The organism is Bradyrhizobium sp. 61 (assembly GCF_023073075.1).
Lineage (GTDB): Bacteria > Pseudomonadota > Alphaproteobacteria > Rhizobiales > Xanthobacteraceae > Bradyrhizobium > Bradyrhizobium barranii.
The window spans coordinates 23871-44134 of sequence record NZ_JADPIU010000019.1 but is presented as its reverse complement, the minus strand read 5'-3'; the positions used below and the strand labels follow the sequence as shown (position 1 = coordinate 44134).

The 20264-nt window shown below is 64.9% G+C and carries 19 protein-coding genes; 13 read left to right on the top strand and 6 right to left on the bottom strand.

The window, feature by feature from the left end:
* Nucleotides 1-206: 206 nt before the first annotated feature.
* Nucleotides 207-1643: a glutamine synthetase family protein gene (locus IVB46_RS08505; RefSeq protein ID WP_247312803.1), complete on the bottom strand. Its 1437-nt coding sequence runs from the start codon at nt 1641-1643 to the stop codon at nt 207-209.
* Between the two features lie 163 nt (nt 1644-1806).
* Nucleotides 1807-3165: an aromatic ring-hydroxylating dioxygenase subunit alpha gene (locus IVB46_RS08500; RefSeq protein ID WP_247312800.1), complete on the bottom strand. Its 1359-nt coding sequence runs from the start codon at nt 3163-3165 to the stop codon at nt 1807-1809.
* 111 nt (nt 3166-3276) lie between these two features.
* Between IVB46_RS08500 and IVB46_RS08495 the strand changes: the two genes are divergently transcribed.
* The 4 genes from IVB46_RS08495 to IVB46_RS08480 all read left to right on the top strand — a co-directional run bounded on the left by IVB46_RS08495 (nt 3277) and on the right by IVB46_RS08480 (nt 6496).
* On the top strand, nt 3277-4062 hold the full coding sequence (locus IVB46_RS08495; RefSeq protein WP_247312797.1) for an IclR family transcriptional regulator C-terminal domain-containing protein: 786 nt from the start codon (nt 3277-3279) through the stop codon (nt 4060-4062).
* A 68-nt stretch (nt 4063-4130) separates the two neighbouring features.
* The gene (locus IVB46_RS08490) at nt 4131-4463 is read left to right on the top strand and encodes a PRC-barrel domain-containing protein (protein ID WP_247312794.1); all 333 of its coding nucleotides are present in this window, start codon (nt 4131-4133) and stop codon (nt 4461-4463) included.
* 85 nt (nt 4464-4548) lie between these two features.
* Nucleotides 4549-6285, top strand: a complete 1737-nt coding sequence (gene ybaL, locus IVB46_RS08485) for a YbaL family putative K(+) efflux transporter (RefSeq protein WP_247312790.1) — start codon at nt 4549-4551, stop codon at nt 6283-6285.
* Nucleotides 6236-6496 (top strand): hypothetical protein, encoded by a 261-nt coding sequence (locus IVB46_RS08480; protein WP_155794830.1) that lies wholly within the window; start codon nt 6236-6238, stop codon nt 6494-6496. Before ybaL ends, IVB46_RS08480 begins: the two co-directional genes overlap by 50 nt.
* Nucleotides 6497-6560: 64 nt before the next feature.
* On the opposite strand, the gene IVB46_RS08475 is transcribed toward IVB46_RS08480, so the two are convergent.
* Complete coding sequence (locus IVB46_RS08475) at nt 6561-6956, bottom strand: group II truncated hemoglobin (RefSeq protein ID WP_247312787.1); 396 nt, start codon at nt 6954-6956, stop codon at nt 6561-6563.
* A gap of 266 nt (nt 6957-7222) precedes the next feature.
* Entirely contained in the window at nt 7223-8239 is a 1017-nt protein-coding gene (locus IVB46_RS08470; protein WP_346016121.1) for a helix-turn-helix transcriptional regulator, read from the bottom strand.
* A 28-nt stretch (nt 8240-8267) separates the two neighbouring features.
* Between IVB46_RS08470 and IVB46_RS08465 the strand changes: the two genes are divergently transcribed.
* The 5 genes from IVB46_RS08465 (at nt 8268) to boxB (ending at nt 14622) form a co-directional block, all read left to right on the top strand.
* A complete protein-coding gene (locus tag IVB46_RS08465) occupies nt 8268-9809 on the top strand; it encodes a benzoate-CoA ligase family protein (RefSeq protein ID WP_247312781.1) in 1542 nt (513 codons plus the stop codon).
* A 77-nt stretch (nt 9810-9886) separates the two neighbouring features.
* On the top strand, nt 9887-10705 hold the full coding sequence (locus IVB46_RS08460) for an alpha/beta hydrolase (protein ID WP_247342477.1): 819 nt from the start codon (nt 9887-9889) through the stop codon (nt 10703-10705).
* A gap of 18 nt (nt 10706-10723) precedes the next feature.
* Nucleotides 10724-11251 carry a DUF309 domain-containing protein gene (locus tag IVB46_RS08455; protein ID WP_247312775.1) on the top strand — a complete coding sequence of 176 codons (528 nt, stop codon included), beginning with the start codon at nt 10724-10726 and terminating at the stop codon, nt 11249-11251.
* 116 nt (nt 11252-11367) lie between these two features.
* The gene (gene boxC, locus IVB46_RS08450; RefSeq protein WP_247312772.1) at nt 11368-13056 is read left to right on the top strand and encodes a 2,3-epoxybenzoyl-CoA dihydrolase; all 1689 of its coding nucleotides are present in this window, start codon (nt 11368-11370) and stop codon (nt 13054-13056) included.
* A 129-nt stretch (nt 13057-13185) separates the two neighbouring features.
* Nucleotides 13186-14622, top strand: a complete 1437-nt coding sequence (boxB, locus tag IVB46_RS08445) for a benzoyl-CoA 2,3-epoxidase subunit BoxB (RefSeq protein ID WP_208089238.1) — start codon at nt 13186-13188, stop codon at nt 14620-14622.
* Nucleotides 14623-14797: 175 nt separating this feature from the next.
* Here the strand turns inward: boxB and IVB46_RS08440 are convergent, their stop codons facing one another.
* A complete protein-coding gene (locus IVB46_RS08440; RefSeq protein WP_247312769.1) occupies nt 14798-15598 on the bottom strand; it encodes an SDR family oxidoreductase in 801 nt (266 codons plus the stop codon).
* A gap of 104 nt (nt 15599-15702) precedes the next feature.
* The gene (locus IVB46_RS08435; RefSeq protein ID WP_247312766.1) at nt 15703-16761 is read right to left on the bottom strand and encodes a polysaccharide deacetylase family protein; all 1059 of its coding nucleotides are present in this window, start codon (nt 16759-16761) and stop codon (nt 15703-15705) included.
* 164 nt (nt 16762-16925) lie between these two features.
* On the opposite strand from IVB46_RS08435, the gene IVB46_RS08430 reads away from it, so the two are divergent.
* The 4 genes from IVB46_RS08430 (at nt 16926) to IVB46_RS08415 (ending at nt 20264) form a co-directional block, all read left to right on the top strand.
* Nucleotides 16926-18320 carry an OmpA family protein gene (locus IVB46_RS08430; RefSeq protein WP_247312762.1) on the top strand — a complete coding sequence of 465 codons (1395 nt, stop codon included), beginning with the start codon at nt 16926-16928 and terminating at the stop codon, nt 18318-18320.
* 2 nt (nt 18321-18322) lie between these two features.
* Nucleotides 18323-18619, top strand: coding sequence for a hypothetical protein (locus tag IVB46_RS08425; protein WP_247342473.1), 297 nt, complete (start codon nt 18323-18325; stop codon nt 18617-18619).
* Between the two features lie 125 nt (nt 18620-18744).
* Entirely contained in the window at nt 18745-19335 is a 591-nt protein-coding gene (locus tag IVB46_RS08420; RefSeq protein WP_247312758.1) for a TetR/AcrR family transcriptional regulator, read from the top strand.
* Nucleotides 19332-20264 (top strand): haloalkane dehalogenase, encoded by a 933-nt coding sequence (locus IVB46_RS08415; RefSeq protein WP_247312753.1) that lies wholly within the window; start codon nt 19332-19334, stop codon nt 20262-20264. The genes IVB46_RS08420 and IVB46_RS08415 overlap by 4 nt, the downstream gene beginning before the upstream one ends.

The following is a 20264-nucleotide window of genomic DNA, read 5'->3' as shown; positions in this document are numbered from 1 at the left end:
GGTCCGGCAGGACAGGCGGTAGATCAGGCTGAACAATTGAACCCACATGATCGAACTCCACTGTTGATCACATGCAGGGATATTAGGCCCCCAGTCTTTCCGGCCGTTTTCGAGGGACAGGGAAAATGGCTTCGTCGGCGAGCGCCGTGATGTCGTCGGAACAGACCGGACGAAGTCGCCTCACGCGGGCGTGAGACGTATCTCCGTCAAAACACCTCGAAATATTCGCGGTGCTCCCAATCGGTCACCTCTGACAGGAAGCGGTCGATCTCGGCATTCTTGATGTGGGTGTAGTAGTCGACGAACTCGGGCCCGAACTTCTCGCGGAAGAACGGATCGTCCTTCAGCGCGGCGACCGCATCGCGCAAGCTCTTCGGCAACGGCGGCGCCTTGGTCTCGTAGGGCGTGTCGGCGGACGGGCCGGGGTCGAGCTTGCGGTCGACGCCGTCGAGGCCCGAGAGAATCTGGGAGGCCATGTAGAGATAGGGATTGGCGGCGGGCTCGCCGATGCGGTTCTCCAGGCGCGTTGCGGCATCATTGGCGCCGCCGAGCACGCGGATCATCACGCCGCGATTGTCGCGGCCCCAGATCGCGCGGTCCGGCGCCAGCGAATAGGAGCGGTAGCGCTTGTAGCCGTTGATGGTCGGGGTGGTGAACACGGTCGAGGCGCGGGCGTGGTCGAGCAGGCCGGCAAGGTACGCCTTGCCGAACGCACTGAGCGGCTCGCCGCCGTCCTTCGTCATGAACTGGTTCTCGCCGGTCGTGCACGAGACGATCGACTGGTGCAGGTGCCAGCCGCTCGCGAACACATTCGGCAGTTTCGGCCGGCACATGAAGGTGGCGTGATAGCCGTGGCGGCGCGCGATCTGCTTCACGGCAGAGCGGAACAGCACCATGTTGTCGGCGGGCTCCAGCCCCTTCCTCGGCGCGAAGGTGAATTCGCACTGGCTTGGCCCGAACTCGACCTCGACCGAGCGCAAGGGCAGTCCGAGCGCTACGATATCGCGGCGCAGGATCTCCAGCACCGGCTCCATCTGATCGAAGCGCTGCTCGGTGAGGTATTGATAGCCGTGGCTGAGCAGGCTCACCGACGGAGGCGTGCCGGGCTGGCCGGCATCCTCGGGCCGCATATGCGCGTCGTCGAGCTTGAAGATGTGGAATTCAACCTCGAGGCCGGCGACGAAATCGTGGCCGCGGTCGCTGAGATCATCGAGCACCTTGCGGTAGAGGCCGCGGGTCGCGAACGGCACGGGACGGCCGTCGCCAAAATAGAGATCGCAGAGCACCCAGCCGGTCGCGGGCGCCCATGGCAGCACGCGGAACGTGGTTGGGTCGGCGACCATCAATACGTCGGCCGCGCCCTCCATCTCCTTCATGCCGAACCCACCGCCTGACGTGAACACCGGAAACACCGTGCGGTGCGAGGTATCCTTGGCGAGCATGGTCGTGGTGATGGAGCAGCCGCTCTCCAGCGAGGCGATCGCCTCGGCGGCGATGATGGTCTTGCCGCGCAAAATGCCGTGCTGGTCCGGGAAGGCGAGGCGGATGACCTCGAGGTTCTTTTCCTCGACGATGCGGCGCAGGCGCGCTGCGGCGTCCCTCTGCTCATCCGACCACAGCGCATGACGCGCGACGAAAGTCACTCGGTTGCTCCTTCAGTCCGTGCTGTCATCGCCCGCGAAGGCGGGCGATCCAGTATTCCAGAGACGGCGACGTGTCCACGAGAGGCCGCGGCGTACTGGATGCCCCGCCTTCGCGGGGCATGACAGTGGAGTATGTGGCGCACGCCGCTGATTGAAGGCATTATCACTCCGCCGCCGTCAACCGGTGCACGTTGTCCGCGATCTCCTTCGGCACCGGCGCGGCCCAAGGTGCGCCGCGGCGGCGCTTGACGTCGACCTCCATCCAGTAGAGCTCCCAACCCTGGGTCGGACCGATGCCGTCCATGGTGGCCGGTCCCTGGATGCTGCGCGCCCTGCTCTCGTCCAGGAACAGCATCGGCTTTTCGCCGCCGCCGACCTTTTCGATCTCAGCCCGCAAAAGGCGGCGGTACTGCACGATCGCCTTGTCGCTCGAGCCGAGATGCTCCTTGGTGCGGTCCTGGATCGCGCCCATCGATTCCACCGCCCACTGGTCGTGGACGTTGATGTCGGTGCCCATGCCGGTATAGGTCGCGGTCGCCTGCTCGTGCGGATCGAAGCCGTAATCGTTGCCGCTGTTCTTGCGCGACTTGTAGTCGGGCAGCTCATAGAGCTCGAGCCGCTGATCGCGCATCTTCTGCTTGTCGACCGGGTTGGTGTAGCTGGTGAAGATCGCGTACCAGTAGCAGTTCTCGTCGTCGACCGGCACGTGCCACTGCGTGATCGTCATTTCCGTGCTCATGGGGATGACGAAGCCGTGCGGGAAGAGCTGGTTGGTGACGCGCACATGGGTGCGCTCCTCGTCGATCTCGCGCAGCGCGATCAGCCGCAGGCCATATTCGGTGTGTTCGACATTGATGATCGGCCGGTCGTACTCGCGCAGGATCTTTGTCATCGGCAGGTCGCTGCCGGCGGAGGCGCCGCGGAACTGCTTGCCGTAAGCCGTCGACGTATCCTCGTCCTCGAAGAAGCGGTGCAGATAGGAGGCGTGCGCGGGATCGATGCCGACCTCGAGGGCCTGAAGCCAGTTGCAGGCCATGTGGCCCTTGAACGCAAAAACGTGCGTGCCGGGCGCGACAAAGCAGTCGAGCTCCGGAAAGGCCGGCGGCTCACCCTCGCCGAGATAAGCCCAGAGGATGCCGCTCTTCTCGACCACGGGATAGGAACGCTGGCGAATGTTCTGGCAGAGTTTTGAGTCCTTCGGCTCGGCCGGCGTCTCGATGCACTGGCCGGTGGCGTCGAACAGCCAGCCATGGAAGGCGCAGCGCAGGCCGCCATGTTCGAGACGTCCGAAGGCGAGGTCGGCGCCGCGGTGGGCGCAGTGACGATCGATCAGGCCGTAGCGTCCGCTCTCGTCGCGGAACAGCACCAGGTTCTCGCCGAGCAGTTTGACCGGACGGATCGGGCGCGCGCCCTCCAGCTCGTCGACCAGCGCCGCCGGCTGCCAGTAGCTCCGCATCAGCTTGCCGCAGGGGTCCTTCGGACCGGTACGGGTGATCAGGTCGTTCTGCTCCTGGCTCATCATGGCGGGCGTCCTTTGTCGGAGAGGCGTTTGTTCGCCTATTGAACGAATGGGCGAATTATGCCATGCCTTGGTCCGGCGGCAAGCAATATTTTGCAGGATGTTCCCGAACCTATGCCCAAGCTGAAGCGCAGCGAAAACGACGAGCGGGCGACGGATTTCGTCGAGAGCCTCGATCGCGGCCTGCGCCTGCTGCAATGTTTCGGCGCGACCACCGGCCCGATGACGCTGAGCGATCTCGCCCGGGCCGCAGAGCTGCCGCGCGCCACCGCGCGGCGTATGCTGTTCACGCTCCAGCGCGGCGGCTTCGTCGCCGGCGACGGAAAGCTGTTCTCGCTGACGCCGCACGTGCTGACGCTCGCTGCGTCCTACCTGCGCTCCAGCCAGCTCGTCGCCGTGCTTCAGCCGGTGCTCGATCGCGTCGCCACGGCAGCGCAGGAAATCTCCTCGCTCGCGGTGCTCGACGGCGACGACGTCGTGTTTGTCGCGCGCAGCAGCCCGGCGCGGATGTTTTCGGGTGGGCTCGAGATCGGCTACCGGCTGCCGGCGTTCTGCACCTCGGTCGGCCGCGCCATGCTCGGACGGTTCGATGATGCAGCGCTTGCCGCACGCCTGAAGACAATGAAGCGCGAGATGTTGACGCCGCAGACGGTGACCGATCCGAAGGCGCTGCTGGCCAGCATCACCGCGGATCGCGAGCAAGGGTATTCGCTGGTCGATCGCGAGGCAGAGCCGCATTTCCGCTCGATCTCGGTTCCGGTGCGCCGCTACGACGGCGTGATCGTCGCCGCCATCAACATGGGCGCCCATGTCGACCGCGTGCCGGCAGGGGAGCTGGTCGACCGGTTGCTCCCGCTGCTCCGCGAAGGCGCGGAGTCCGTGCGGTCGCAGCTGCTCTAGCAACGATCGTTGGCGCCGCGCGTCCGCGGGCCTATAATCTCGTCACGCAAGACAACAGGGAGGACGCCATGAAACACACCATGGTTCCCAGTGATCGCGTGGAGCACGTCGGTGTCTACGGGCGCGACGGCGCGAAGCTCGGCTCGATCGAGCGGCTGATGCTCGACAAGGTGACCGGCACGGTCGCCTACGCCGTGATCAAGACTGGCGGGCTGCTCGGCACGCACCACCATTATCCTGTGCAGTGGGGCGCGCTGAAATACGATCCCGCGCGGCAGGCTTTTCGTGTCGAGGTGACGCAGGACGAGCTCGCCAGCGGACCGTGCGAGTTCGACGGCGACGAATTTGACTGGGGCGATCGTTCGCAGCCCTACGCGCACCCGAATTATTGGTCGATCTGACGGCGCGATTGCCGCAGGCGTCGCGCGCTGAGCCGCCTCACTTGGTCGCGGTGCGCCGGCGCGCGCGCTGTGTCAAAAGGCAAAAATGCCGCATGACACACCTCTCATCGCCACCATCGTCGTCGGACTTGGACTAGCGTTCGTACTTGGAACTATAGCGCAGCGGTTCCGCATTCCGCCGCTTGTCGGCTACCTGCTCGCCGGCGTTGCCGTCGGCCCGTTCACACCGGGCTTCGTCGCCGACCAGGCACTTGCGACCGAGCTCGCCGAGCTCGGCATTATCTTGCTGATGTTCGGCGTCGGCCTGCATTTTTCGCTCCAGGATCTGCTGAGCGTCCGCAACATCGCGGTTCCTGGTGCCGTCGTGCAGATTGCGGTCGCCACACTGATGGGGCTCGGCCTTTCATGGCTGATGGGCTGGAGCGTCGGTGCGGGACTCGTGTTCGGACTGGCGTTGTCGGTCGCGAGCACTGTGGTCCTGCTTCGCGCGCTGCAGGAGCGGCGCCTGATGGAGACCGATCGCGGCCGCATCGCGGTCGGCTGGCTCATCGTCGAGGACCTCGCGATGGTGCTCGTGCTGGTGCTGTTCCCGGCGATCGCAAGCCTTCAGGGCGCCAGCGGCGACAAGCCAGCCTTCGAGCCGCTGGCCGCGCAGGCCGGCTTCGGGCTTGCCGGCATCGTGATGCTGACCCTGGCCAAGATCATCGTGTTCATCGGGCTGATGCTGGTGGTGGGGCGCCGGGTGATTCCCTGGATCCTGCACTACATCGCCCATACCGGCTCGCGGGAATTGTTCCGTCTCGGCGTGCTTGCGATCGCGCTGTGCATCGCATTCGGGGCGACGAAGCTGTTCGACGTCTCGCTGGCGCTGGGCGCGTTCTTCGCCGGCATGATGCTGCGGGAATCTCCGCTCAGCGCGCGCGCCGCGCAGGAATCGCTGCCGCTGCGCGATGCCTTCGCGGTGCTGTTCTTCGTCTCGGTCGGCATGATGTTCGATCCGATGAGCGTGGTCCGCGAGCCCTGGCCGCTGTTGGCGACGCTGGCGATTATCATGCTCGGCAAATCACTCGCGGCGTTCCTGATCGTGGTCCTGTTCCGGCATCCGGTCGCGACCGCGCTGACGATCTCGGCGAGCCTGTCGCAGATCGGCGAGTTCTCTTTCATCCTGGCCGAGCTCGGCGTCGCCTCGCAGATTCTGCCCAGCGACGGTCGCGACCTGATCATGGCCGGCGCGATCCTCTCCATCATGCTCAACCCGCTGATGTTCGCGGCCGCCACCTGGCTCGCGCCGCGTCTCGACCCGCGCCGGGATTCACCGCAGGCCGCGGCCGCCGTGCCCGAACCGATCCGCACCACGGACCTGACCGACCATACGATCGTGATCGGCTATGGCCGCGTCGGCGCGCTCGTCGGCGATGCCCTGAAGCAGCGGCAATTGCCGTTCCTTGTCGCCGAGGTCGGCGAGAGTGCGCTGGCGAAGCTGAAGCAGGGCGGCATTGAGACCATCATGGGCAATGCCGCGCAGCCCGAAATTCTCGGCGCCACCAATCCGTCACGGGCGCGGCATCTCGTGATCGCGATCCCCGAGGCGTTCGAGGCAGGGCAGATCGTGCAGCAGGCGCGCGCGGCCAATCCGGATATCCGCATCATCGCGCGGGCGCACGCGGATGCCGAGGTCGATCATTTGAAGGGGCTGGGGGCGGATGTCGTCATCATGGGCGAGCGGGAGATCGCGCGCGGCATGATCGAGGAGCTGGAGAGGAGAGTTCCAGATGCTGCCCAGCAAGATCCCCGTCCGCTCGCGGTCGGTTCGGTCGTTTGACCTGATCACGCCGCAGGGCCGGACCTACCGCTTCCCACCGCCGACATTGTTGCAGCGGCTGTTGCGGTGGGGGCTCGCGCATGCGGAGACAATGGCGATTTCCGCGGCGATCCTGGCGTTGATTTATGTGGCGGGCTTTGTGGCCGAGGCGCTGGATCGCTCGGTGTTTGACGCGTGCAATGACAGGGCTGGGGTGCGTAGGGTGGGTTAGGCTGCAGCTGCGCGAAGCGCAGTCCGCTGGCGTAACCCACCGCGTCCCCGCCTCGCGTTCTGTGTCACTGCCGATTGCGCATCCAGTCGGCAAGGCCCGATATCGCCTTGTCGAGGTCCTGCCGCGCGGCGGCGTCCGTGACCGTCTCGTCCAGCGCGCCGCGCATGCAGAGCAGCCACGCATCGCGCTCGGCGTCGCCGATGGCAAAGCCGATATGCCGCTGCCGCAGCCGCGGATGGCCCTTCTCGACGGAATAGAGTTTTGGGCCGCCGGTCCATTCGGTGAGGTAGCGCTTCAGCACGTCCCTGATCAGTCCGAGGTCATCCGCGTGCATCGCGCGGATTATTTTCGCCTCGGGCAGCGTGTCCATGCGCGCGTAGAAGCGGTCGACGAGCCGATTGATCGTGGCGCTGCCGCCGATCCGCTCGAACATGGAGGTGGTGACGTCGCTGGAGGTCATCGTGAGTCCTGTCTGGTGCAAGGCTCTTCATATCGTCTCCCTTTGCGAAACGAAAAGGGGACGCATGGCGTAGCTGCGCGCTCAGCTCTGCTCCCTCCCCCCTTGCGGGGGAGGGGAGGGGAGAGGGGTCGCCCAGGAAATGGTGTTGGTTGTCGCGAAGAAGAAGCGCGTTGCGCGAGTGATGGAGTCCCCGTGTGGCACCCCTCTCCCTAACCCTCCCCCGCAAGGGGGGAGGGAACGCAGCGAGCGTGCCGTGAGAGATCGCCTTACAGCGCCACGCTGCGCAGGCCGAAACTCCGCGCCTCGTTTTGCAGCACCGGCCGCACCGCATCGATCAGCCGTGCAGCCGCCGCATCGACCGACAGCCCTGCCGTATCCACCACCGCCGTCGCGCGCGAATACAGCGGTTCGCGGCTCAGCAGGATGTTGCGCAGTTCGGCCATTGCGGAGCGGTCGTCTGCCATTGGCCGCAGGTCGCCCTGGCGGCGCACGCGGGCCATGTGTTCCTCTGGCTCGGCCTTCAGCCAGATCGTGTAGAACGACGACAGGATCTGGTCGAAGGTCAACGGCTCCGACACGATGCCGCCGCCGGTCGCCAGCACCATCAGCTCGTTGCGCGCGAGCAGCTGTTGCAGCGCTGCCTGCTCCATGCGGCGAAAGCCTTCCTGGCCGTACAGCGCGATGATCTCGGCGACCGAGAGCCCGTTCTGCTGCTCGACCTCCTTGTTGAGCTCCACAAAACTCCAGCCGATCTTCTTCGCCAGCATCCGCCCAAGCGTCGATTTGCCGGCGCCGCGCAGGCCGATCAACGCGATGCCGCAGAACGGCGCGCGCCGCGGCGCCGACGCGCTGCCGCCGGCGAGAACGTCCTTGGCCTGAGCGATCTGCGCCGGCGTCGCCTTGCGCAGGAGATCGCGAAACATCTGCCAGTCCGGCGTCGGGTCGGCCGAGGGAAGCAAATCTTCCAGATGCGCGCCCATCGCGTCGGAGACGCGGCGCAGCAGCACGATGGAGACGTTGCCCTTGCCGCTCTCGAGCTGCGCGATGTAGCGCTCCGAAATTCCTGATACCTTGGCGAGCACTTTTCGCGACATGCCGCGCAGCGCGCGCATGGTGCGCACGCGCTGGCCGAGCTGTTCGAGAAATCGGGATTCGGCGTCGGGACTGTCGGTCATGGACTGCAGATCATGGGCCTTCTTTGGTTGATGCCCTGCGGCGCGTTTTAATGAAACATAGTGCCTGCCAGCATTGACAGCAAGCCGCCGCGGTGTCTTTCTATGAATTATAATTCTAAATTCGGGGGAGAAGTCCGTGAGCGAGGGATCCTATAACGCGGTGACCTGGCTGCTCGACCGCAACGTCGAGGACGGCAGGGGCGGCAAGCTCGTCTTCGACGACACCGTCTCACGGCTCACCTATGGCGAGCTCCAGCGCGAGACCCGGCGTGCCGCCAACATGCTGCGCCGGCTCGGGGTCCGCCGCGAGGAGCGCGTTGCGATGATCATGCTCGACACGGTCGATTTCCCGATCGTGTTCCTGGGCGCGATCCGCGCCGGCATCGTGCCGGTGCCGCTGAACACGCTGCTGACATCAGATCAATACGCCTACATCCTCGCCGATTGCCGCGCGCGGGTGCTGTTCGTCTCCGAAGCGCTCTATCCTGTTATCAAGGACGTCGTCGGCCGCATGCCGGATCTCGAGCACGTCGTGGTCTCCGGCGCCAAGCAGAACGGCCACAAGCAGCTCGCGGAAGAGCTCGCTGATGAGAGCGACCAGTTCACCACCGCCGCGACGCATCCGGACGAGCCGGCGTTCTGGCTCTATTCGTCGGGCTCGACCGGCATGCCCAAGGGCGTGCGCCACATCCATTCGAATTTGCAGGCGACCGCGGACACCTATGCGAGCCAAGTGCTCGGCATCCGCGAGAGTGACGTCTGCCTGTCTGCGGCAAAACTGTTCTTCGCCTATGGTCTCGGCAATGCGCTGACTTTTCCGATGTCGGTCGGCGCCACCGTGGTGTTGAACAGCGAGCGCCCGACGCCGGCGCGCATGTTCGACCTGATGAACAGATACAATCCCTCTATCTTCTACGGCGTGCCGACACTGTTCGCGGCGATGCTCAACGACGAGACGATGAAGGCCGAGCGCGGCGGCAAGTCGCTGCGCATCTGCACCTCGGCCGGCGAGGCGCTGCCGGAATCCGTCGGCAACAGCTGGAAATCGCGCTTCGGCGTCGACATCCTCGACGGCGTCGGTTCGACTGAGCTCTTGCACATCTTCCTGTCGAACGCGCCCGGCGACATCAAATACGGCTCGTCCGGCAAGCCGGTGCCGGGCTATGCGGTGCGGCTCGTCAACGAGGCCGGCCAGGATGTCGCCGACGGCGAGGTGGGCGAGCTCCTGGTCGATGCGCCCTCCGCCGGCGAGGGCTACTGGAACCAGCGCCACAAGAGCCGCCGCACCTTTGAAGGTCCGTGGACCCGCACCGGCGACAAATATGTCAGGGATGGCGAAGGCCGCTACACCTTCTGCGGCCGCGCCGACGACATGTTCAAGGTGTCCGGCATCTGGGTCTCGCCGTTCGAGGTCGAGAGCGCGCTGATCACGCATCCCGCCGTGCTGGAAGCCGCCGTCGTGCCGGAAGCCGATCCGGAAGGCCTGCTGAAGCCGAAGGCCTTCGTCGTGCTGCGCCCCGGCGCGGCGACGGCGGACTTGCAGGAGATGCTGAAGGAGCACGTCAAGCAGAAGATCGGCCCGTGGAAATACCCGCGCTGGATCGACGTGGTGGAGTCGCTGCCGAAGACGGCGACGGGGAAGATCCAGCGGTTCAAATTGCGGGAAGGGGCGAATTGAGCGTGCAAGCGGCGGGTTCGCTTGCTTACCCTCCCCCTCCAGGGGAGGGTGCAGACGGAGCGAACAGGAATACGACCATGACCAACCTCACCCCCACCGGCTTCCTGACCATCGGCAGCGCCAGCCTCGAATACAAATGGCTCGCGCCACAAGCCGCTGACGCCCCCACCATTGTCATGCTGCATGAAGGCCTCGGCTCCGTCGGCCTGTGGGGTGACTTTCCGGAAAAACTGCAGCAAGCCACCGGCGCCGGCATCTTCGTCTATTCGCGCGCGGGCTACGGCCAGTCCAGCGCGGTCACGCTGCCGCGGCCGCTCGATTACATGCAGCGCGAGGCGCTGGATGTGCTGCCGAAGATCCTCGATGCGATTTCCTTCAAGCGCGGCCTCCTGCTCGGCCATTCCGATGGCGCCTCGATCGCGACGATCTATGCCGGCGCGCATCAGGATCACCGTCTGCAAGGCCTCCTGCTGATGGCGCCGCATTTCATCGTCGAGGACATCTCGGTGAAATCCATCGCAGCGATCAAGACGACCTTCGAGACCACCGACCTCAAGGCAAAGCTGGCGCGCTGGCACAAGGATGTCGACAACGCCTTCTACGGCTGGAACCGTGCCTGGCTCGATCCGAAATTCCGCGACTGGGACATTTCGGAATATCTCGCCTACATCCGCGTTCCCATCCTGGTCGTGCAGGGCAAGGACGACCAATATGGGACATTGCGACAGGTCGAAATTGCGCAGGAAGAGTGTTATTGTCCGGTAGATTTGAAAATTATTTCAGACGCGGGACATTCCCCGCATCGTGAAGCGCCGGGGGCGACGCTTGACGCGATTGAGCAATTTGCAAAAGCGGCCCTGCGCGACGATCAGGGACTTCAAGGACGCGCCGCATGATCCTGCGGAGGCACATCCATGAATGTGCCTTCGGATGCGAGTGGCCCGTTGCCGTGGCCGCGATGGGCCTATGTGCCGGGCGAGACCGACGGGGTCGACGCGGATTACGAGACGCTTGATTTGGCCAAAGCACTGGTGCCCCCGGCGTTCCGCGGCTATGTGCCGGCGCGCCATCCGGCGCTGCGCTACGGGCTCGCGCTCAACGACCGCGGCTATTTCTGGGAATCGCAGGAGGTGCTGGAAGCGGTGTGGGCCGCAGCCCCGCAAGGCGGCCGCGAGCGCATCCTGCTGCGCGCCTGCATTCACATCGCCAATGCCAATTTGCGACTGCGCATGCAGCGGCTGCATACGGCCGCGCGCCTGTTCGGCGACGCGCAGGCAGAGCTGCGGGCGCTGAACTCGCGCAAGGCGGCCGCGGGCGGCGACGGCTTTGTCGAGAGCTTTCCCATTCCGGCGCTGACGGCTCTGCTCCAGGCCAAGCTGGGCCGTCCCCAGCTCTCCAAGGCGGACTGGATCACCCTCGGCGCCATTGTGCGGTCTCAGTAGGCCTCATGAAACAAAGTGCATGCGATGGCCGTTAAGGGCTAGACGCTTTCGAAAAGATGCACTATTGTGCATCTAACGCTACAGCCAAAACGCATAACCAAGCTCAAGGGTGGCCCATGGCCGGGGAAGATCGGCGCCTCGCAGGCGGCGCGACATTCATCGATTTCCAGACCGAACCGTCCCGCTACAAGCACTGGAAGCTCGCGGTCGATGGCGACGTCGCCACCCTGACCATGGACGTCGACGAGAACGGCGGCCTGTTCGAGGGCTATCTGCTCAAGCTCAACTCCTACGATCTCGGCGTCGACATCGAGCTGGCGGACGTCGTCCAGCGCCTGCGCTTCGAACACCCCGAGGTGAAGGTCGTGGTGATGCGCTCGGCCAAGAACCGCGTGTTCTGCGCCGGTGCCAACATCCGCATGCTTGCCGGCTCCACGCATGCCCACAAGGTGAACTTCTGCAAATTCACCAATGAGACCCGCAACGGCATGGAAGATTCGTCGGAGAATTCCGGCCAGCGCTTCATCACGGTGGTGAACGGCTCGGCCGCCGGCGGCGGCTATGAGCTGGCACTCGCGACCGACCACATCATCCTTGCCGATGACGGCTCGTCGGCCGTTGCGCTGCCGGAAGTGCCGCTGCTCGCGGTGCTGCCGGGCACCGGCGGCCTCACCCGCGTCGTCGACAAGCGCAAGGTGCGCCGCGACCACGCCGATTTCTTCTGCACCATCGAGGAAGGCGTGAAGGGCAAGCGCGCCGTCCAGTGGCGCCTCGTCGACGAGATCGCGCCGAACTCGAAGCTCGAGGCCAAGATCGCCGAGCGCGCCAAGGAGTTCGCAGGCCAGTCGAAGCGCAAGGGCAGCGGCAAGGGTATTGCGCTGACACCGCTCAGGCGCGTCATCGACGAGACCAGCATCCGCTACGGTTTTGTCAGCGTCGACATCGATCGCACGGCGCGCATCGCCACCATCTCGATCAAGGCGCCGGAGGCCGCGCCGCCGGCCGACATCGACGGCATGATGGCGCAGGGGCCTTCGTTCTGGCCGCTCCAGGTCGCGCGCGAGCTCGACGACGCCATCCTGCATCTGCGCATCAACGAGCTCGAGATTGCGATGCTCGTCTTCAAGAGCCATGGCGACCGCGCCCATGTGCTGGCATCCGATGCCTTCCTCGAAGCCAACAAGGCGCACTGGCTGGTCAACGAAATCAGGCACTATTGGAAGCGCGTGCTGAAGCGCATCGACGTCACCTCGCGCACGCTGGTGACGCTGGTCGAGCCCGGCTCCTGCTTTGCCGGCACGCTCGCCGAGCTCGTCTTCGCCGCCGACCGCTCCTACATGCTGATCGGCACGCGCCAGGGCGACAACCGTCCGCCGCCGTCGATCGAATTGTCGGCCATGAACTTCGGTCCGTATCCGATGAGCCACGGCCTGACCCGGCTGGAATCGCGCTTCCAGGCCGATCCGTCCGACGTCGAGCGTGCGGAAGCTACCATGGGCACCGCGCTCGACGCCGAGCAGGCGGAAGAGCTCGGCCTCGTCACCTTCGCGCTCGACGACATCGACTGGGACGACGAGGTGCGCGTGTTCCTCGAGGAGCGCGCCAGCTTCTCGCCGGACAGCCTCACCGGCATGGAAGCCAGCCTGCGCTTCGTCGGCCCCGAGACGATGGAATCGAAGATCTTTTCGCGTCTGACCGCGTGGCAGAACTGGATCTTCCAGCGCCCGAACGCGGTCGGCGAGGAAGGCGCGCTGCGCCGCTACGGCAGCGGCCAGAAGCCGAAATTCGATATGACGAGAGTTTAGCGAGTAGGGAGTGGTGAATGGCGAATAGGGATTTCCATTCGCTACTCACCATTCGCCATTCGCAAGCTCACGGTTCGATGCCAATCGTTGAATGAATCAGTCCCCCACGGGAGGTCCACCATGAACATCATGAACGTCGACTACTCGACCAAGATTCCGAACAACGTGAATCTCGCCGAAGACCGCCAGGTGCTGAAGGCGCTGGAAGGCTGGCATCCCGGCTATATGGACTGGTGGAGCGACATGGGGCCGGAAGGCTTTCAGGAGTCGCTGGTGTATCTGCGCACCGCCTATTCCGTCGATCCGCGCGGCTGGGCCAAGTTCGATTATGTCCGCATGCCCGACTATCGCTGGGGCATCCTGCTTGCGCCGCAGGAGGAAAATCGCGTCGTTCCGTTCGGCGAGCATTTCGGCGAGCCTGCGTGGCAGGAAGTCCCGGGCGAGTATCGCGCCATGCTGCGCCGCCTGATCGTGATCCAGGGCGACACCGAGCCGGCTTCCGTCGAGCAGCAGCGCCACCTCGGCAAGACCGCGCCCTCGCTCTACGACATGCGCAATTTGTTCCAGGTCAATGTCGAGGAAGGCCGCCATCTCTGGGCGATGGTCTATCTGCTCCAGAAGTACTTTGGCCGCGACGGCCGCGAGGAAGCGGATGACTTGCTGCGCCGTCGCTCGGGCGATGCCGATGCGCCGCGCATGCTCGGTGCGTTCAACGAGGCGACGCCGGACTGGCTGTCCTTCTTCATGTTCACCTACTTCACCGACCGCGACGGCAAGATGCAGCTGCACTCGCTCGCGCAGTCGGGCTTCGATCCCTTGTCGCGCACCTGCCGTTTCATGCTGACGGAAGAAGCGCACCACATGTTCGTCGGCGAGACCGGCATCACCCGCGTCGTGCAGCGCACCTGTGACGCGATGCGTGAAGCCGGCATCACTGATCCCACCGACATCGCAAAGGTCCGGGCGCTCGGCGTGATCGACCTGCCGACGATCCAGAAGAAGCTGAACCTGCACTATACGCTGTCGCTCGACCTGTTCGGCTCGGAGGTCTCGACCAACGCGGCCAACGCCTTCAACACCGGCATCAAGGGCCGCTATCACGAGACCCAGATCGATGACGATCACCAGCTCAAGAACGCCACCTATCCGGTGCTCAAGTTCATCGACGGCGAGATCAAGCTGGTCGACGAGCCGGCGCTGACCGCGCTCAACATGCGCCTGCGCGACGATTACAGCCAGGACTGCGTCAAGGGCATGCTGCGCTGGAACAAGGTGATCTCGACCGCGGGCTATAACTTCCAGCTCAAGCTGCCCAACGTCGCTTTCCATCGCCATATCGGCGAGTTCAAGGGCATCCATGCGACGCCGGATGGTCTTTTGATCGACGATGCAACCTGGGCGAAGCGCAAGGACGAGTGGCTGCCCTCGACCGCCGACGGCGACTTCATCACCTCGCTGATGCAGCCCGTCACCGAGACCGGCAAGTTCGCCTCCTGGATCTCGCCGCCGAAGGTCGGCATCGACAACAAGCCCGGCGATTTCGAGTACGTGAAGATCGAGTCGTAGGCGTTAGCAACCGACGCTCTTGCTATACAAATGGTGTCATCACCCGCGAAAGCGGGTGATCCAGTATTCCAGAGGCGGCAGAGATAGATCGAGACGCTGCAGCGTACTGGATGCCCCGGTCAAGCCGGGGCATGACTGCGGAGTGTGAGGTGCGCTCTGTGCTGAGACGCCCCGCCTACCCCGCGATCTCCAGCCCGGCATTGGCGTACACCACGCCGCCATCGACGGCGATGGTGTTGCCGACCACGTAATCACCCGCGCGCGAGGCGAGATAGATTGCCACGCCGGCCATGTCCTCATCGGTACCGATACGCCGCGCCGGAATGCGCTTGGCGACCTCGTCCGCGTGGTCGCGCGCGGCGCGGTTCATGTCGGACTTGAACGCGCCCGGCGCGATCGCGGTGACGTTGATGTTGTCCGTGATCAGTTTCGTCGCCATGCGCCGCGTCAGATGGATCACGGCGGCCTTGCTGGCCGCGTAGGAATAGGTCTCGCTCGGATTGACGAAGATGCCGTCGACCGAGGCGATGTTGATGACCTTGGCGGGACGTTCTGCGCTTGCAGCCGCGCGCAGCGGTGTGGCAAGCGCCTTGGTCAGGAAGAACAGCGACTTGACGTTGAGGTCCATCACCTTGTCCCAGCCGCTCTCCGGGAATTCGTCGAACTCCGCGCCCCAGGCCGCACCCGCATTGTTGACGAGGATGTCGAGCTTCGGCTCCAGCTTGATGATTTCGGAGGCCAGCCTGTCGCAGCCCTCGATGGTCGAGATATCGATCGGCAGCGCGACGCATTCGCCGTCATATTGGGCGGAGAGCTCTTTCGCCGTCGCCTCGCACGGCCCGGCCTTGCGCGCGGTGATGTAGACCTTCGCCGCGCCTTGCGCGAGGAAGCCCGCCGCGATCATCTTGCCGATGCCGCGCGACCCGCCGGTCACGAGCGCGACACGGCCTTTGAGCGAGAACAGATCGTTGAACATGGTGCCTCCCTTGGTTGACGCCGTTTTGAGCGCGGCGGAGAGGGGAGTCAATCTCCGCCGTCACTCTTACGGAGCGCTTCTCAGGATGAGGTCTGAGTGATGGATCAGGCCGCCGCAATCCGGCGAAAGCCGTTCCACATTGCGGTCGCGGCGCCTGAGGTCAGCACCGGCAAAATTCGCGCGTCCTGGTAATTGCCGTTGAGCGAGACGCGCGGCAGCGCGGTCATGTGGCCGGCATTTTCTGCGAACAGCATGCCGGGCCGGGTCGTCACCGCGGTCTTGAACCCGGCCGATGCGGCGAGTGCGAATTCGCGCTCGCCCGCCGCTTCGCGGTCGCCATAGGGGTAGGCGAAGTGCAGCACGGTACGGCCGAGCGCCTGCTCGATCCGCGCGCGGCTTACCGCCATCTCCTGTGCGGCGATCCCCTCGCTCTGCCTGGCGAGATTGCAATGGCTGATGGTGTGCGCGCCGATCGTGACCAGCGGATCGGCGGCAAATGCCTTCACCTCGTCCCAGGACAGGCACAGGCTGCGGCACAGCGCGGCCATGTCGACGTCGTATCTGGCGCAGAGCGCCTCGATCTCGCGCTTGAGATCATGTTCGCCCGGCAGCGCGCGCAGCCAATCGTGCAGGCGGTCGAACGCCATTTGTTTTGCGGCAGGGGTCGTTGCATCCAGCCGCAGTACGGAATTGCCGATCTGGACGTCGATCTGTTCGGCTTTGGCGATCACGGTTTCCAGCGCGGTCCACCACAGGCGTCCGGTGCCCTCGGCAAATTCGCTCGCGACATAGACGGCCAAGGGCGCGTCAAATTCGCGCAGAACCGGCAGCGCGAATTCGAGATTGTCGCGGTAACCGTCGTCGAGGGTGAAGGCGGCGAAGGGGCGGGTGAACCGGCCCTGCACCAGCCGCTCATGCAGCTCGTCCATACTGACGATGTCGATCCCGCGCGAGCGCAAATGGCTCAGGGTGGCGCGCAGGAAATCGGGGGTGACTTCGAGGTGCCGGTTCGGCTGGAACGCGGCCTCGCGGGCCGGCCGCACATGGTGCAGCATGAAAATGGCGCCGACGCCCGACAAGAGCGGGCGCAACAGGTGGTGCGCCCCGCTGAAATAGAGTGCCCCCAGCCCGGCGCGGATGACGTTGTTTCGGAGTTGTTTCATGACCGGCTGGCGAACTCTGGCATTCCACTTTCAACTTACGGAAGAACCCTTGAAGAAAAAGTTATTCCAATTGTCGACGCATGGCCTTCGGAAGGGCATCATTTCCGGTTTGACAGCCCGCCAAGGGTTTGTTTTGTCTCCGGTTCCAGAGTTCGGGTCGTTGAATGCAGAAGCTTTTCAGGTGGGCCAGCAAATGGTGGCCAGGGCTGATCCCCCTGGCCGTCATGTGGGGATTTGCGGCCTGGAATAATACCTTGCCGGTCGAGGCGGACCTATCCGCCCGCAGCTCGGCCGCGCTCAAAGAGACCGTTCTGGACAAGACCCGGATCGCGGTCGACGGCCGGGACGTCGGCCTGGCCGCGGACGCCTTTTCCGAGGAGGGGCGCCGCGATGCCGTGATGGCGGTCGAGCTCGTCCCGGGCGTGCGCCTGGTCGACGACCGGACCCGCCTTGTTCCCGAAGCAACGCCCTTCGTCTGGAATGCCGAGCGTGACGTGGTGCGGGTGACGCTGTCCGGCTCCGCGCCCCTGCCGTCGATGAAGGCGCGCCTGACCGAGGCCGCGCGCAAGGAGGTCAACGGGACCGAGGTCGCCGATCAGATGGGTCTCGCGCGCGGCGCGCCGCCGCGGTTCGAGGCGGCCGCGATGCTGCTGCTCGACCAGATCGGCAAGCTCAAGGACGGCAAGATCACGATCACCGACACCAAGGTCAATCTGTCGGGCATGGCGCGCGACCTCGGCGGCCGTGAGGCGATCGCGGCCGCGCTCAAGAACCTGCCGGAGGGCTTTTCGGTCGCCGCCAACGATGTCAAGGCGCCGCCCTACATCTTCCAGGCCTACAAGGACCCGGTTGCTGCGACGGTGACGCTGACGGGCTACGTGCCTGACAACAACGTGCACGCGGCCATTGCAACGAGTGCCTCGCGAAAGTTCTTCACCGAAAAGGTCGTCGACAATCTCAAGGCCAGCGTCGGCGCACCCGGCTCCTTCAATACTGCCGTGGTCGCAGCGCTCGGCGGGCTGTCGCGGCTGTCGACCGGTACGCTCGTGGTGTCCGATCGCGAGGTGAAGCTGTCGGGCGATGCGCTCTATGAAGGGGCCGCCAACGACATCCGCGCAGGCCTCGGCAAGGACTTTCCGAAGAACTGGCAGTACAAGCCGGAGATTACGGTGAAGCCTGCCGCGGGTCCGGTCGACGGGACGGTCTGCCAGCAATTGTTCTCTGAGCTCCTGAACAAGGGCAAGATCCGCTTCGCAACGAAACGCGCCGACATCGACCCGGATTCCGCCGGCATTCTCGACCACCTGATCGAGACGGCGCTGCGCTGCCCCACCACCAATATCGAGGTGGCAGGCCACACCGATGCCGACGGTGAGGACTCCTTCAACCAGGCTCTCTCGGAGAAGCGCGCGCAGGCCGTGATCGACTATCTGGTCAAGGCCGGGCTGCCGGCCAGCCGCTTCACTCCGGTCGGCTATGGCGCCACGCAACCCCTCGCCGGCAATGACACCGACGAAGGCAAGGCGCAGAACCGCCGCATCGAATTTCTGGTGAGGTGACGATGCCCTATCTCGTCTCGTTCCATCTGGGCTGGCTGATCGGCTCGCTGCTGCTGGGCTTTGGCATGGGCTGGATCTCGGTGGTCCAGCGCGGCAACGGCACCTCGAAGGTGACCGCGCGCTGGCTCGCCGTGCTTGCCGCCGCCTTGGTCGCAGCCTCGTTCGCGCATGTGGTGCCCGGCCGCTTCGGCTATTGGCTCGATCTCGGGCTGGTCATGTTCGCCTGCTACCTCGTCGGCTGCACCATCGGCGCCTGGCTGCGCGACAGGGTGGTCTCGCGGAGCCAGCCGGCGGCCTGAGCCCTTGGGCTCTCTCGGAGGGCGGGCCTCTATCCAACATTGCGATAACGGCCTGATCGGCAAGCAAATTGCTGAACGATCAGAATGCGCTTGACATTAATACGTACGTACGTATTAATTCCCTCGTGCCAAAGCCCTCACTCAAAGACGCCATCCTCGATGCCGGCCTGAAGGTCATGTTCAGGACCGGCTATCACGGCACCAGCGTGCGCGACGTCACCGCTGCGGCAGGCGCGCCGCAGGGGTCCTTCACCAACCATTTTCGCTCCAAAGAGATATTCGCCTCCGAGGTGCTCGACCGCTACTTCGACACCACGAGGGGACTGGTCGCGCAGGCACTCGACGACACCTCGCTGACGCCGCGCGCGCGGCTGCGGCGCTATCTCGACATCATCACCGGCCGGCTCGAGGCCGACGGCTATGGCCGCGGCTGTCTGATCGGTGATCTCAGCCTGGAGGCATCGGCCAGCAGCGAAATGCTGCGTGTACGTCTCGCCGAAATCTTCGCCCAATGGCGCGCGCCGTTCGCCGCTTGCATCAGGGACGCCCAGACGTGCCGCGAGATCGCATCCGATTTCGAGCCCGAAGAGCTTGCCGATTTCCTGCTCGTGTCCTGGCAGGGCGCGATCCTGCGCATGAAGGTCGACCGAAATCCCAACGCCCTCGAACGTTTCAAGACCATCGCCTTTCAAACCGTCTTCAGGGAGCTGACATGAGCAAGCCAACTGAAATCGAGATTCTCAAAGCGTCCGTGCTGGGAAGCACGATGGCCTATCGCGAGGCGGGAGATCGCGATGCGCCCGCAGCCCTGTTCCTGCACGGCAACCCGACGTCGTCGCATATCTGGCGCAACATCCTGCCGCTTGTATCGCCGGTCGCACATTGCGTCGCGCCCGATCTCGTCGGCTTCGGCCAGTCCGGCAAGCCCGACATCGGCTATCGCTTCGTCGACCACGTCCGCTATCTCGATGCATTCATCGAACAGCGCGGCATCAAATCGGCCTATCTCGTCGCGCAGGACTGGGGCACCGCGCTCGCGTTCCATCTCGCCGCGCGCCGGCCGGATTTCGTGCGCGGCCTTGCCTTCATGGAGTTCATCCGCCCGATGCCGACCTGGCAGGACTTTCACCACACCGAGGTCGCGGAGGAGCAGGACCACGCCGAGGCGGCGAGGGCGGCGTTCCGCAAATTCAGGACGCCGGGCGAGGGCGAAGCGATGATCCTCGAGGCGAACGCGTTCGTCGAACGCGTGCTGCCCGGTGGCATCGTTCGCAAGCTCGGCGAGGACGAGATGGCGCCTTACCGTGCGCCATTCCCCACGCCGGAGAGCCGCCGGCCCGTTCTCGCCTTCCCCCGCGAACTGCCGATCGCAGGCGAGCCCGCCGACGTCTACGAGACGCTCCAATCCGCGCATGCGGCGCTGGCTGCATCGTCCTATCCGAAGCTGTTGTTCTCGGGCACGCCCGGTGCGCTCGTCGCGCCCGAATTCGCCGAGCGGTTCGCGGCCTCGCTGAAGCACTGCGCATTGGTCCGCCTCGGACCAGGCCTGCACTTTCTCCAGGAGGATCACCCCGAGGCGATCGGCCATTCCGTTGCCGGCTGGATCGCCGGCATCGAGGCGGTGCGTCCGCAGCTCGCGGCCTGA